The sequence below is a fragment of the Acidithiobacillus sp. HP-11 genome (assembly GCF_015100075.1).
GTDB lineage: Bacteria > Pseudomonadota > Gammaproteobacteria > Acidithiobacillales > Acidithiobacillaceae > Acidithiobacillus > Acidithiobacillus thiooxidans.
Window position 1 is genome coordinate 1 of sequence record NZ_JACKYY010000015.1, and the last position, 13829, is coordinate 13829.

General features: G+C 56.8%; 14 protein-coding genes. 5 read left to right on the forward strand and 9 right to left on the reverse strand.

The window, feature by feature from the left end; genetic code table 11:
* Nucleotides 1-161: 161 nt before the first annotated feature.
* On the forward strand, nucleotides 162-2279 hold the full coding sequence (locus tag H7F08_RS06175) for a S8 family peptidase (protein WP_227487820.1): 2118 nt from the start codon (nucleotides 162-164) through the stop codon (nucleotides 2277-2279).
* A 327-nt stretch (nucleotides 2280-2606) separates the two neighbouring features.
* On the opposite strand, the gene H7F08_RS06180 is transcribed toward H7F08_RS06175, so the two are convergent.
* Genes H7F08_RS06180 through H7F08_RS06215 form a run of 8 tightly spaced genes read right to left on the reverse strand, consistent with a single transcriptional unit; the run spans nucleotide 2607 to nucleotide 10327 of the window.
* Nucleotides 2607-5021 carry a type IV secretory system conjugative DNA transfer family protein gene (locus H7F08_RS06180; RefSeq protein ID WP_193640115.1) on the reverse strand — a complete coding sequence of 805 codons (2415 nt, stop codon included), beginning with the start codon at nucleotides 5019-5021 and terminating at the stop codon, nucleotides 2607-2609.
* Nucleotides 5022-5031: 10 nt separating this feature from the next.
* Entirely contained in the window at nucleotides 5032-5679 is a 648-nt protein-coding gene (locus H7F08_RS06185; RefSeq protein WP_237747522.1) for a lytic transglycosylase domain-containing protein, read from the reverse strand.
* Nucleotides 5646-5879: a hypothetical protein gene (locus H7F08_RS06190; RefSeq protein ID WP_031575584.1), complete on the reverse strand. Its 234-nt coding sequence runs from the start codon at nucleotides 5877-5879 to the stop codon at nucleotides 5646-5648. Before H7F08_RS06190 ends, H7F08_RS06185 begins: the two co-directional genes overlap by 34 nt.
* 1 nt (nucleotide 5880) lies before the next feature.
* The gene (locus tag H7F08_RS06195; protein WP_193640116.1) at nucleotides 5881-6171 is read right to left on the reverse strand and encodes a hypothetical protein; all 291 of its coding nucleotides are present in this window, start codon (nucleotides 6169-6171) and stop codon (nucleotides 5881-5883) included.
* A 10-nt stretch (nucleotides 6172-6181) separates the two neighbouring features.
* Nucleotides 6182-7537, reverse strand: a complete 1356-nt coding sequence (locus H7F08_RS06200) for a TrbI/VirB10 family protein (protein ID WP_193640117.1) — start codon at nucleotides 7535-7537, stop codon at nucleotides 6182-6184.
* Nucleotides 7538-7539: 2 nt separating this feature from the next.
* Complete coding sequence (locus H7F08_RS06205; RefSeq protein ID WP_193640118.1) at nucleotides 7540-8520, reverse strand: TrbG/VirB9 family P-type conjugative transfer protein; 981 nt, start codon at nucleotides 8518-8520, stop codon at nucleotides 7540-7542.
* Nucleotide 8521: 1 nt separating this feature from the next.
* Entirely contained in the window at nucleotides 8522-9646 is a 1125-nt protein-coding gene (locus H7F08_RS06210; protein ID WP_193640119.1) for a TrbG/VirB9 family P-type conjugative transfer protein, read from the reverse strand.
* Nucleotides 9647-9658: 12 nt separating this feature from the next.
* Nucleotides 9659-10327 (reverse strand): type IV secretion system protein, encoded by a 669-nt coding sequence (locus tag H7F08_RS06215; RefSeq protein ID WP_193640120.1) that lies wholly within the window; start codon nucleotides 10325-10327, stop codon nucleotides 9659-9661.
* A gap of 581 nt (nucleotides 10328-10908) precedes the next feature.
* Between H7F08_RS06215 and H7F08_RS06220 the strand changes: the two genes are divergently transcribed.
* Nucleotides 10909-11397, forward strand: a complete 489-nt coding sequence (locus tag H7F08_RS06220) for a hypothetical protein (protein WP_193640121.1) — start codon at nucleotides 10909-10911, stop codon at nucleotides 11395-11397.
* Here H7F08_RS06220 and H7F08_RS06225 read toward each other — a convergent pair.
* Nucleotides 11390-11794 (reverse strand): hypothetical protein, encoded by a 405-nt coding sequence (locus tag H7F08_RS06225; protein WP_153940398.1) that lies wholly within the window; start codon nucleotides 11792-11794, stop codon nucleotides 11390-11392. The two genes, H7F08_RS06220 and H7F08_RS06225, sit on opposite strands and share 8 nt — an antisense overlap.
* A 220-nt stretch (nucleotides 11795-12014) precedes the next feature.
* Between H7F08_RS06225 and H7F08_RS06230 the strand changes: the two genes are divergently transcribed.
* From H7F08_RS06230 to H7F08_RS06240, 3 genes are read left to right on the forward strand one after another with little or no spacing between them, the layout of a single operon-like run.
* Nucleotides 12015-12311, forward strand: a complete 297-nt coding sequence (locus H7F08_RS06230) for a type II toxin-antitoxin system RelE/ParE family toxin (RefSeq protein WP_075324072.1) — start codon at nucleotides 12015-12017, stop codon at nucleotides 12309-12311.
* A gap of 7 nt (nucleotides 12312-12318) precedes the next feature.
* A complete protein-coding gene (locus H7F08_RS06235; protein WP_153940397.1) occupies nucleotides 12319-12708 on the forward strand; it encodes an addiction module antidote protein in 390 nt (129 codons plus the stop codon).
* The gene (locus H7F08_RS06240) at nucleotides 12693-13733 is read left to right on the forward strand and encodes an IS5 family transposase (RefSeq protein ID WP_153940396.1); all 1041 of its coding nucleotides are present in this window, start codon (nucleotides 12693-12695) and stop codon (nucleotides 13731-13733) included. Before H7F08_RS06235 ends, H7F08_RS06240 begins: the two co-directional genes overlap by 16 nt.
* Nucleotides 13734-13829: the final 96 nt, after the last annotated feature.

Consider the following 13829-nt stretch of genomic DNA (forward strand, 5'->3'; position numbering starts at 1 on the left):
GTTAATGATGGACGAAGAACCCCAACGCCAAGGTAAACAGCTTGTCTTCGTCCATCATTAACCTTCCCTAGATCAGCAATGCCCTAAGACTACCGTACCCTCGTATCCACTCCAAGTAGCGAGGAGCCCTGCATATTTTAGAAAACAAAATAACCGCCTACTTGGATAAAGCCAAAGATAGTAGCAAGGGATTACCGAAAAATCAAAAGTTATTGGATGCAATTCAAAGTATACACGTAGCAAGCATCAATTCCCTGTGGACGGATGATCTTGATGCTTTTCCAAAAAGCCCCAAAGAAGCATTCTGGTGGGAGGTATGGTTACCGATACGTAGCGACAGATCTGCGGTGATCGAGCAATTCACAAAACTGGCGGAGGGATTAGAATTCCGGGTCGCCAAAGGGTACATTGAGTTTCCTGAACGCACGATTTTGCTGGTCTATGGCTCGCTGGAACAGATGCAGCGATCTGTGTTGACATTGAACAGTATCGCGGAGCTGCGACGGGCGAAAGAAACCGCCGATTTTTTTGATTCTCTGCCACCGGATGATCAGGGAGATTGGGCAGATGAATTGCTACAGCGAGTGACGGTTCCTCCGGCAGGAGGTATCGTACCGCATGTATGTTTACTCGATACCGGGATCAACGACGCCCATCCGCTGCTGACTCCGGCAATTACGCCAACAGACACCCATACCGTTGATCCGGGATGGGGAAAGAACGACGTCGTTGGACATGGCACCGAAATGGCCGGCCTGGCGTTGCTGGGTAATCTGACATCAGCTCTAGCTTCTGCAGGTCCCATTCCAGTTTTTCATCGCTTGGAATCTGTAAAGTTGCTGAATCAGAATCATTCAAACGGCGGCAATCCGGCAAACCATGGCTACCTCACGATTCAGGCCGTTAGCCATCCAGAGATCACTGCGCCGACAAGAAAACGTGTTTTCAGCATGGCCGTCACGGCGCGAGATGCCCGTGACAGGGGGCGTCCTTCAGCATGGTCGGCCACTGTGGATCGGCTTGCGGTCGATTATGACAACCAAGGGGAGACTCCGCGCCTGTTCGTTCTCTCTGCTGGGAATGTCGATGATCCTAATGCTTGGACAAACTATCCGTATAGTAACACTACTGACGGTATCCACGATCCGGGGCAAGCTTGGAATGCGTTGACTGTGGGCGCAAATACGGAGTTGATTCATATAACAGAGCCGGATACTGATGATTACCGCCCAATCGCCCCTATAGGGGGCCTTAGTCCTTTTAGCACCACCTCGCAAACGTGGGCACAACATTGGCCACTTAAGCCGGATGTAGTGTTTGAAGGAGGCAATGCCGCCATTACGTCCTTGTATGGAACGCCTTACGCAGAAACCAAAGCAAGTTTAAGCCTGTTATCTACTTGTGCCGAACTCACAAAACGCCTCTTTACGACTACCAATGCAACCAGTGCTGCATCTGCGCTGACAGCCCGTATGGTGGCCCGACTAATGGCGGAGTATCCCAATCTGCGTTTGGAGACGATCCGTGGATTGATAGTTCATTCTGCGGACTGGACACCGGCTATGAGGAAGCAGTTTCTTACCAATCCTACAAGCCCCAGCAAGAGCGATGTTGTCAATCTGACTCGCCATTGCGGTTTCGGACAACCTGATTTGTCTCGGGCTCTATGGAGTGTCGAGAACTCGTTGACGTTGATTTGTGAAGCCGACCTGAAGCCATTCATAAGGGAGGGATCGAAAGAGCCCAAGCTACGAGACATGAACTTGCATCGCCTACCTTGGCCATTGGCGGAGCTGGAGGAATTAGGTGAAATGGAAGTAGAGATGCGGGTTACGCTTTCTTATTTCATAGAGCCGAACCCTTCGGCTCGCGGTATCAAGTCACGCTATCGCTACGAATCTCATGGGCTGCGCTTCGACGTAAAAAGGCCGCACGAGTCTGAGACTGAGTTCCGTGAGCGAATCAACCTTGTTGCCAGGGATGGGGAGGAAAGCAGCGGTACAAGCAGCAGCAACGATCTGAATTGGATGTTGGGGACACGTAATCGTCATAGGGGTAGCCTGCATTCTGATATCTGGAAAGGTCCTGCAGCAGATCTAGCTAGTCGGGGCATGCTGGCTGTGTTTCCGGTGAGCGGCTGGTGGAAAACACGCCCCAAACTTGAACGTTACAATCAACGCGCGAACTATTCTCTACTTATATCTATCCGGGCACCAGAAATCGATGTAGAGCTCTATAATGCGATAGAGAGCCAAATAAAGGTAGCTGTAAAGGTTTAAGGCATCAATTTCCTCTTGACAGACTTTATTTCCAATAATCTGTATTTGTTCATAAATAGTCATTATCTATGGAGCCTTACCGTCGAGTTATATGCCGTACAGATAGGGCGCGCAAAGCACATGATTCCGGAAGGAGACACTTGTTTCTTCCCCAGATGGCAGGAGTTGTCCTTTCCTGGCACCGCTCGAAATGGACGTGGCGTGTATTACCTGTCCGACCGCAAGATTCTCCGTGCGCGGGCCGCGTCCCATAGCCGGGACGTAGCTATTCTCACACCAATCGGTTGCCAGAGGGGGCATGGCGCAAGGACGTTGCCGCACCCCCCTTCACTCCTGCTCTGACTTGTTATCTTCCATCAGCCCTCTGATAACGCCTCTCTCCGCGTCTCGCTCGCTGGTATCATATTTCCCCTCGCCAGCAGGTTTTTCCCCGGCGAGTGCATTGAGTTCGGACTGAGTGGCTGCCAAGGCTTCCTTCTCTGCGTCTGACACTTCCTCGACAGGCCCCTGCCCATTGGGCGCCTGCTCTTCCGGTTTTTTCTCGATATGGGGGATTGGCAGCGTTCCGCCCGACTCGCCCAGAATGGCTTTGTAGTCTTTCCTGGCCCCGGGGATGGAATCGCTCTTCTCCGGCCACCGAATGGATGCCCGATCGAGCCATTCCGGATTCTTGAAATAGAGCAGCTGCTGTCCATAAATGGGGTGGAAGCCTGCCGCGAATACCAGCATATCGCCCGGGGTCTTGATATTGGAGCCTTCCTTTTCCGGTCCCCGCAAGGTCATGACCTCGTCAGCCGTCAGCAAGGGGCGGGACTGGTAGCTGAGGCTCGTCGAATAGCCCTTGTTCTGGCTGAACATGGAGCCGTCGAAACTCTGGTTGTCGTTTTCCATGGTCACCGTACGGGTGCCCAGCATGTCAGAGATCCACTTGGCCGTCTCCACCTGGTTGGGCGCGTAGGCCGCCCGGATGTGGCAGTTGCCAATGATGGTCTTGGCCCCGGCCTTGCCGTAGCCGTGGCCTTCATCTTCCAGCTGGGCAATGTCCTGGGTGATAAGGTACAGCTTGACGTTGTAGCCTGCGAGGAAGGCGATGCTGTCCAGGAATACATCGAGTTTGCCCAGGCTCGGGAACTCGTCGAGCAGCAAGAGCAGCCGATGCCTTCCCTTGGCGACGATTCGCCCGTCTTTCGCTTCCAGGCGTTCTTCCGCAGTGAACTGGGAGGCAATCTGGTTGAGCACGAGGCGAATGAGGGGCTTGAGCCGGTTCTTGTCTTCCGGACTGGTGACCAGGTACAGAGAGACGGGTTGTTCGGCGTCCTGAAGGTCGGCAATGCGAAAGTCCGAATACTCGGTCCACTTCGCGACGATGGGATCCCGGTAAAGGGACAGGAAGCTCATCATGGTCGAAATGACGCCCGATTTTTCATTCTCGGCCTTGTTCAGCATCTCCCGCGCGGATTGCGCGATGACCGGATGCACTTTGGTGAACTGGCCGTTGCCGTCCCGCCAGCCATATTGCTCATCCGGGTCATGCTCCGTCTGCATCATGCGCTCAAAGGCTACGTCCACGCTTTCCAGCGTGGGATCGTTGAGATAAGCGGCAACGCCCCGCAGGGTCTTGTCCGGCATGGCGTAGAGCACATGCAAGATGATGGACGTGAGCAGGGCAAAGCCTGTTTTCTGCCAGTGATCGTTCAGGCCCTTGCCATCCGGGTCCACAATCATCGTGGCAATGTTCATCACGTCCTTGACTTCGTACTGGGTTCCGACACGCACCGCATCCAGTGGATTGAAGTGGCAACCTTCTTCGGATACCGAGCCTGGTGAAAACTTCAGGATGTGGTGGCCCATGGCCTTGCGGTATCCCGCCGTCAGGTTGAAGTTTTCCCCCTTGATGTCATGCACGACAACCGAGTCTATCCAGCCGTCCAGCAGCGTGGGCAGGACCAGGCCCACACCCTTGCCGGATCGGGTCGGGGCAAAGACCAGGATGTGCTCTGCCCCTGTGTGCTGGAGTGGAGTGGCCACCCCGTTCTCGACAAAGGCCCCCACATAGCAGACATGGGGGGAGTCGAACCGGTCATAAACTGTCGGCTCCGGGATCTCTGACAGGCGTTTCTTCTCGCTCTCCGCCCTCTTCTTCCGCCACTCGGCGGCCTCCTTTTTCCGCTTTTCCTGCCGGTCTTTCCATCGGGCCAAGTCGGAATCTCCCTTGAGCCCCTTCGCAGGGTGCAAGCCAAGCCAGGGGCGCAAGGAGTCCATCACCGTCTTTGGCGGGCAAGCGGGCAGGAGCGCCGCGCGGATCGCGTCGCTCTTGCTCGCCCAATGGGCTGACCCATGCACAGGATTGTCCAGGACGGCTTTTTGCGCGTCCTTGTGCTTTTTCCCGAGTATCCCCGCCGTAAGCATACCCAACACCACCGCTGGCAGACCGGCATCATAGAATGCCTGGTGAATCACCGGGTAATGGATGTTCAGGAGCATGGGTCGCAGGAAAGGTAGGGGATTATACAGACGCCAACCGTAAGGCAACGCGATGTAGGCATGCGCCTTCTGGATAAAATCATCGGTCCACTGGTAGCCAGGAAACACGTCCCTGGCCACATAGGATATGCCTAGCGTGTAACCGAGGACGCCAACCGCAACGCCGACGAGCGTCGTCTTGAGCCTGCCGCCCCGGGCGAGGCGCTGGACCTTGTAGTCGGAGACGGTGGAGTTGGGAGCATGAATCTTGTTTACCATCTCGAAGTCCTTATGGGAGAACCGGCCAGGGGCGGGAGTCGCCTGATGGTGCAGGCTTTACCGCCTGAGCCGGTTTTGCCTGCCAGCGAAATTGAGGAAAGGGATTGATCGGCAGTGCCTTGTTTCCCTGGGAGACGGTGCGCAGTCCGCCGTAGTCGGCAGGCTTGCAGCCGGCAGACGCGAATGCTCCAGCGGCACCCAGTATCCGGTTGGCGTATTGGGCATCCCCCCAGAGCCGCCCGGAGTTGTACGCTTCAAAGGCGTGGTAGAGCGCTTGTTGGCCCCGGTAGCCGCTGGCCAGCGCCTGTTGCCAATCCATGTGCAGGATCTCGCTGCCTGCCCGAAGGTTAGCGCAGGCATTGAAGGCTGTCCTGGGAGTGAGCCCGAAGGCGGCGAAGTTCCCGGTATCCACCTGGGCCAGCCCTACGTCGACCCGCTGGCCAGCGGCCATGGCTTTCCGCAAATACTGGATGGCCTGATTCCGACTGCCGGGAATGACCATGCTCCGCGTGCTGTTGTTCCACATCGCCAACGGGTTACCACCGGACTCCACCTGCACAATGGCGGCCATCGTCCGGGCAGCGACCATAGGGGCGCATTCAGCACTGATCTGGGGCAGAGCGATCATGCCCTCCGCCCGCGCCGATTCCACAGCCACCAGACTCCTCCGATAAACGCAATGCCCAGGACCGCCGCCAGCAGGACTTCTCCGGTGCTCATACCCCGCATGAGGCGAAAAATGGCTCCATAAATCAGCCCATGGATCAGCGCGGAGATGATGGTGTGCGCTAGCCCGTGAGTTGCACCCTGCAAGGGTCCTTCCGGCAATGCCGCATGATAGTAGGCGTGATGCCACATATCAGAGATCCTCTTTTGTCGCCACCCGCTCATCCAGGATGTGGTCAATCAGCGCGGAGACGCTCCATTTTGATCCCTGGAAGCGCTGGAGCCGCTCCAGCACATCTGCAGGCAGGGTGATCGACATGGGGCGAAGGCGGCGCCCCGGGTGCTGTTTCTCCCGGCGCCGGGCCAGCTCTTGCAAGCCCTCATCGGACAGGGAGCGCACTTTCTGTGTCACGATCGTCGTTCGCTTTTCTGGCGAAAGCCCTGTGCAGTCGTGCTCCGTCCGGACGATGATGCTTCCGCGCATTTTCTACTCCTTATCCATAGGGATTGAGATTCGGCCCAAGCGCAGGCTCATTGCCTACCAATCCCGTCTGCATGGCCGGGTTGTAAGGGCCGGGGAACACCATGTCATGCGCCACCACCACCGAGAACAGATAGCCAGGATGAATGGTGATCGTGGGTGCTATGTCGATGTACTTTTCCAGCAGCTGGGATTCGGCTTCCCCAAAGGTCTGTGCCAGGGATTGCTCGCTGTCCTGAAGAGCCACATTCCCGGACATCTGGCCTGTCACACTGGTTGAAGTGGACGGAGAGGCAATCGCCATCCCTGCATCCACGATCGACATCAATAACGCATTCTTGAAGATCAGCCAGGTGTGGTCATTGACCTCCCCGGCGAAGCCTGCGTATCCAGCACCGCCTGCCCCTTCGTATCCCGGCAGGTTCATGGTGGTGCCGTTCGGAAACTCAATGCGTGTCCAGGCAACGGCCAGCCGGTTGATGCCCAGGGCGGTCTGTGTGTCATAGGTGCCTACCAGCCTGGCGCCGGCAGGGATCAGGAGCGTTGCCCCGTTCACGGACGAATAGACATCCTCGCTGACCACCGCCACGATCTCTCCCGGCAGATAGCTCTTGATTCCCGTCTGCAAAACGGCGGGGATGACCGATCCAGAAAGAATCTCGTAGGGGCTCGTCTCCCGTGTCACCAGGGGCGGCGGGGCCTTTTTCTTTGTTTTCTTCGCTGCCGACTGTTCCGCGCCCGGCAGGGATGCTCCCGGCAGGGCCATAGGGAGAACAGTCGAGGCCTGCGCGGACGGCGTTGACCCCTGTGTTTTCCAGGCAAGGCCATCACCGGACCCGCTTCCCGCGTTCCCCGTACCCAGGGCGTACGCGAAGGCGGTGTCCTGCGCTGCGTAGGGATTCTTTTTGGGTCCTGTGGACACTGGGGCTGGCGTTAGATGGGACGGTCCACCCGCGCTGTTCGTGGCCGCGGTTGCCGACGTGCCCGATGCCCCTCCAGGAGCGGTTGGCTTGTGGTAGTGTTTCCGGTGCACCGGGGCGGCAGGTGCACCAGTCCCACTCGCCGGTTGAATGGTTTTGGCCTGCGCCTGCGGCTTGGCGTTCCCGAATAACGAGTGGCTTTGCAGATACTCATAGCCGCCATAGGCGCCCAGTCCGACCACCGCAGCCGCGATATAGAGTGGCGTCCGCTTGATACGTGTCGCCATCTGGTCCCTGTCCGGCTTGACCTCTATCCCGGGCTGACCGGCTTGTGGGCCTTGCTGCCCGCCAGGGCCTTTGCTGCTATCCATGGCGGGCTGTTGCCCTGCGGGCGGCAGCCCCTTCTTTTTCTGGAGCAAATCGGAGAAAAAGTCTTTGCCGCTTTTCATGTTTACTCTCCTGCCTCGTTCGTGAGGCGAATTTCGGCCAGGTGATTCCAGTTACCCGTGAGCAGATCGATGCGGTAAGGGACGGCCCCCACGGCAAGCGTGGGGCCTTCCATGCGGTAGCTCACCAACAAGGACTTTCCCGCTTTGTTTCGCACCAGAACCATCGGGGTTTTTCCGGTGGGCAGGTGAATGAAGGTCGCCTTCTGGTTGCTGACCACGCTGATCGGCTGGATGGGCTTGCAGTCGCCCGTGAAACACTGCGCTTTCCAGTCGAGATCGGCATGTGTGGCATTCACATGCGGAGTATTGGCATGCGAAGCTTTGATGATGAGGGCCGTGGCCTGCTTGTCCTGGTCGCGTGTTACCGCTTCCCGGGGTTGGGGGATAACGTGAGGGACGCGATAGAAGGACAGGACCGGAGTGAACCGGGAGGTGCCGCTGACCAGGCCCACGGTGTACGTCAACGGATAACCATGTGGGCTGGTCGCCACGATCTGGATGCTGCCTTTGAGTCCGGCAAAGCGGGGCATGATTTCCAGAATGGGATGCCTGCCGGCTGCAGTCTCCTTCACGACCCACTCGGCGCTTGGGGCGCCGGCCAGGGATACCGGCTTGACGCCCTTCCCCAGGATGACCACTGAGAAGTTGCCAGGGGCGGTCTGAAGCACCGGCAGGACCTGCCCAAGCGGCACGATGACCTCTCCGCCCGGGCGCGTGAATACGGGGAGTTGTGAGAGCGTGCCCAGGGCAAAGGCCCGCACCGATTGTTGCTCCACCGCCCGGATGGGCTCGCCATAGTGGATGTTCATGCTGTGCTGAAAGATCTGGGCGGTGTTCACGGTCCCGGCAATCGGCGCGGACTGTCCCGCAACCCCCGGCACCTTCACCGTGGATGCCATGGAAGCGGGCACGCTTGCTGCCATAGCAATGGTGGCCATAATCAACACAGAATGTTTTTTCATCGTCAACACAACGTAGCGCATGTTACTTCCCCTCCTGCTGGATGGTGACGAGCTCAGAACCCAGCCGTAACAGGATTTCGGCAGGAACTGAATCGACGACATAGGTGTTGCCACGGATCTGGGTATCGACTCCGATCAGGTGTCCACTGGCATTGCGGGCTTGCAGGATGGGAAATCCCCCGTGGCTCGCCAGCCCCTGGGGCATGTCGATGAAGGTATGGGTCCCATCGTCATACACGCGCAATGGACGAATCGGTTTGCAGTCGTTGGAACTGAACCATCCACCGCCACCGCAATGAATGGACCAGCGAAGATTGACGTGGTTGAGACGGATATTGGGCAGAGGCAGTACACGGGGCGTATTGCCTTTATGGTCGGCAGCCGACTGAGCCGTTGGTGCGTTGTCTGCCGTCTGCAAGTCTGCTGACTGCAAGTCTGTTTTCCAGGAACGGACCTCGCCCCCGCTATCCTCGATCTTCAGGGCGGGAACATAGCGCACTGCGTCACTGACCAGACGGATTTCATAGTTGATGGGCCTGCCCTGGTCGGTCGCGGCCACAACGATGTTTTGGTGGAGCCCCTTGAATTTCGGGCTCAGAAAGATTTCCGGCTGTTTCCCAACCAGCGCCTGTTGCACATTCCATTCCGACTTGCTGATCCCGACGGTCGTCACGGGCTTGACGCCCTCGGGCAGCTCGATGATGCAGGTGTGCAGCGGTGAACAGACCAGCACGGGGCGACCGGCAAGGCTGTTGACGGTCCCGTTCGCGCCGCCGATCACCGGAAGGGTGTCGTCCATCGCCCGTGACGCTGCCAGCGACTGACGGGCCAGCATCCTGGTTGGGGCACTCTCTGGCCCCTCGGGCGGTGTCGCGATGGACTGTTGCCACACCTGCGCCGATGCCATCTGCGCGGCAGCCTCCGGCGAGATGGCCGGGACTTTCTGGCCCGCAGACGTGGTACCGCCAGATGCGGATGGTGTCGCTGACGGATGGACTGCTTCGGTTTTCGTCCCTGCAGGCTTCGTTGCCGGATTCCCCTGCAGCGAAGCGATCGGCTTCACCGGCGGCAGACTGGTATCCACGGCCGCCAACGCCAACCCAGGAAGTACGGCGAGCCCCAAAGAAAGCAATGCCTTGGTTTTCATGTCATCGTCCCCTTACACCTGCGGGCTGAAAGCAAAGTGCGTGATGTAGATGCCGAATGGATTGCCTTTCAGGACATTGGGGTTGTTCGATGGCGGGACCGTCGCGTAAGTAACCGTGCCTTGCCAGTTCTGCTCGCCATCCACGCCGCCATGCGGGCCATAGTGCTTTACCAGGAAATCGACGATGTACGAGCCACCCTTGCCCGTCACCTGCCCAACGGGAACGGCGCTCTGAATCGTGACCGTGTTGCCCTGCGTCTTGTTGGAATAGGCCGCGTAGGGATTGTGCTGCGCGTAGAAGGCATCCAGCGATAGTTCCGCGCTCGATGCGATGTAATGATAGGACTCGTCGATGAAGTGCTTTTGCACGTGCTTGTCCGGGCTGCGCGTGAAAGCGAGCCAGGCAAAGCGGGAAACGATGTGCTGCACCACCGGCTGGGCGAAAGAACCGGCACGCACGGCCTGCGCCAGTTCCACAGCCTTGCCCAGTTTGTCCACTTCGACGACATAGGGCACCACATGGACACGGTCTGCCTCGTACACCATACCCGCCCCAAACAGGGCGGCAATGCCGATGGCCGACAAGGCAGCGATGCGCCAGTTTCGCGCCTGCGCGATGTAGGAGCCGTAGCGCTCAAGCCATTCCTGGCGGGCTGCCAGATAATCGGGATTGCTCGACATGAAAAAACCCTCTCAGTTGATTCCTGAGAGGGTATAGATCAAGGGGTGGGGGGATAACCGGGGCTCGCGCCCGGCGAGCGAGGGTATATCCAGCGGAGTGGATGTTGGGTATCCTGGGTCATGGCTGAATTCTGTAGGGGGGTGCGCATATGTCAGATTATGCCTCAACGGAGCCAGGTGGCGAACCGTTAAGCGCATGGGACTACCGTTCTCTATTCCTTCGGGATGAGACCGCGTTCGATAAATTTTACTGTCCATACTGCGATATCAGGCTAAGTAGTGTGCTGATATATGAAACTGGAGAGCTATCGAAGTCTCCCCACTTCTCAGCAAGGTTTGGTGCCCATAGATATGGGTGCGACGGAACACCTGATAGCGTTCCAAGCCATGTTAATGAACCAACGAAAAGACACTATGTGAAAAGTGTCATGCATGCGCCAGAAGTTCTGATTACTCGTCCTGCACCGCGAGCGAGCAATACCGCGCGCAATAGCAGATCTGAACCTCCGACGCCAGACGAAGTACGAAGAAGACGACGGGAGGCTGGAGTTGCTGGCCTGGCAAGGCCAAGGACATATCTATTGCAACCATTGGTAGAAGTTCGCAACGCTGTTCTTGCCGAAGGCTATGAGTTATTCGGGAGAGACCATCTCCATGAAGGCAAGAGAAACGAATGGTTTAAGAAAAATCTGGAACAAATGCCATTGACGCTGGACGATGATACAAACTATGACGACGCTTTCCGTACCCCCCGATATATCAATTGGAATAATGATCGTATTTATCACGGGAAAGGCGTTGTTATAGGTTTAGATGGATGTTACAAAATAACTAGCGAAATAGCCGCAAAAGTCCCCAATTTGGCTAAGATCCAATTTTTTGTGAAGATAAACACTTCTGCTTTGTTGAACCAAAATTCGCCGCGCTCACATCATGCACTATGTCAAAGGCTAAATGATCTATGCCAGCCAGACAAAACTATTAAGTGGTACGCCTACGGGAGGCCAGCCATTGGGGGGCGTGGCTGTGACGTTATCGTTGATAGCCTTGATTACATTTATATCAAGTAGTTCCGTCGATGATAGATATGACCGCCTCCTGCCAATCTACAAAGAAGTCTCCGTGATCATTCAGAGGATGCAGCACTTTGCAGGAACACCGGAGTTTTGATTCCAAAAGCCTTGTGAGACCGATGATGTAAGCAAACTGCGGAAGCTCAATGGTGGTCTCGCGCTTATTCGGGAATGCGGGTATTGATCCCAGCCTGAAGCAGCCATCAACCTCAGCATAAATTGTACAGAAGATGGTCCTATCTTCCAGCTGACCATGGGAAATCTCGATAAATGGTTGGTGACCATGCGCCCCAAGTACTGGATAACATTCGGGAGTTGGGATTGTTGACACCAAACCATTTACGAAACAGGCCATCTCCAGAAAGTTCGATGACGTGTTGTCATTCGTCATCATATTGCAATGTCCTGCAAATCAAATCGCGCCATGCGGATCTCGAACCAGAGATTGGAGACATTGGCAGGCTGGCCGGCAGGCAGGGGACTGGTCATGGAAAACCCTCTCAGGTGGGATCCTGAGAGGGTATAGATCGGGGCCGGGTGAGATGATCGCGGGGCATGATCAACATCTGTCAACTGCGGTTGACATGCGAGCACATAGCAACTATGGTTGTCATATGCTTGAACTCATAGAAACCAACGTGTTCAGAGAATGGCTCGAAGGTCTGCGCGACCACCAAGCCCGCGCAAGGATTCAGGTGCGGATGCGCCGATTGAGCCTTGGGAATCCTGGAGACGTGAAGCCTGTAGGTGAAGGCATCTCGGAAATGCGGATTGACTACGGTCCTGGCTATCGCGTCTATTTCATGAGGCGCGGACCAGTTGTGGTGGCGCTTCTGTGCGGCGGAGACAAGGGGAGCCAGGAACGGGACATTGCTTTGGCAAAAGCCATTGCAACGCAATGGAAGGAGTAATGTTATCATGGAAGTGCAATTCAGACGCTACGACACCGTGAATTACCTCAAGACTGAGGACGATATTGCGCACTATCTCGATGCTGCGATGGATGATGGCGACCCCGCGTTGATTCTTGCAGCGCTGGGAGACGTTGCCCGCGCCCGCAACCTCAGCCAGCTTGCCCGCGACGTAGGCATGAGCCGCCAAGGATTGGACAAGGCCCTTTCCGGAACAGGGAACCCGAGCCTGGTAACGGTGCTGAAAATAACCCAGGCACTCGGCCTGCGGCTTTCCTTCCAACCAGCACACACAAGCAGTCACCCATCGGCTACAGGGCGGTTCGAAAAACTCCCCATTTCCAGTAAAATGCAGGGAGCCGATTGGAAGGGAGAGCAACCATGGCAGGACTGGTAGGGCAAACAGGATTTTTCCCCGGAGACCGCCGGTTGCGGGAACTGGATTTGCTGGGCGACGGCCTGCCGCTGCTCAACCGGCTCATTCCCTGGGAGCGCTTCCGCCCAATTCTGGAGAGTGTGCCGAAGGCCAAGCCCAAAGGGCCGGGAGGGAGGAAGCCCTACGACCGGATGCTGCTCTTCAAGATGATGGTGTTACAGCAACTGCACAATCTCAGCGACGAACAAACCGAATACCAGGTTCGGGATCGCCTCAGTTTTCAGCGTTTCCTGGGGCTTGGGTTGGAGGAAGCCGTACCCGATAACACGACCTTGTGGCTATTCCGTGAATCACTGGCCCAGGCCAAACTGACGGAGCGACTGTTCACGGCCTTCCATGCTTTTCTGCGGGAAGCCGGCTACGCCGCACGGGCCGGGCAAATCATCGACGCGAGTTTTGTGACGGTTCCACGGCAACGGATGCACCGGAAGGAGCGGGAACAGGTCAATCAGGGCGAAACGCCCCAGACGTGGCAGGATCAGCCCGCCAAGCGCCGCCAGAAAGACACCGATGCCCGCTGGACCAAAAAGAATGGCCGCAGTTTCTTCGGATACAAGAACCATATCAACGTGGACAAGCGCCACAAGCTGATTCATCAGTACATGGTCACGGATGCCGCTGTGCATGACAGTCAGTGCCTGGAAGCGCTTCTGGACCCGGAGAATCAGGGCGTACAGGTTTTTGCGGACAGCGCCTATCGTTCAACGGAAGCGGAGCAAATGCTATGTCAAAAAGGTTACCGCAGCCGAATCCACGAGAAGGCGCAACGCAACCGCCCCTTGACCAAGGCCCAGGAGTTGGCCAACACGCGCCGGTCACACCACCGCGCACGGGTTGAGCATGCCTTTGGCGCCATGGTACAGCAGGGTGGTAAGTTTCTGCGCACCATTGGTATGGCTCGCGCTGAAGTCAAAATCGGCATGATGAATCTGGTCTATAACATGCGGCGATTTACCTGCTTAATGCAGCAATCGGTGGCCAGGTAGGGATCAATCCGTCCAAAGCCCACGAAAAAGGCTAAAAATACTGGAAATACGCAGATAAAGTAGGGATAATGCGTAAAAATCGCCTGAAAGTGGCGA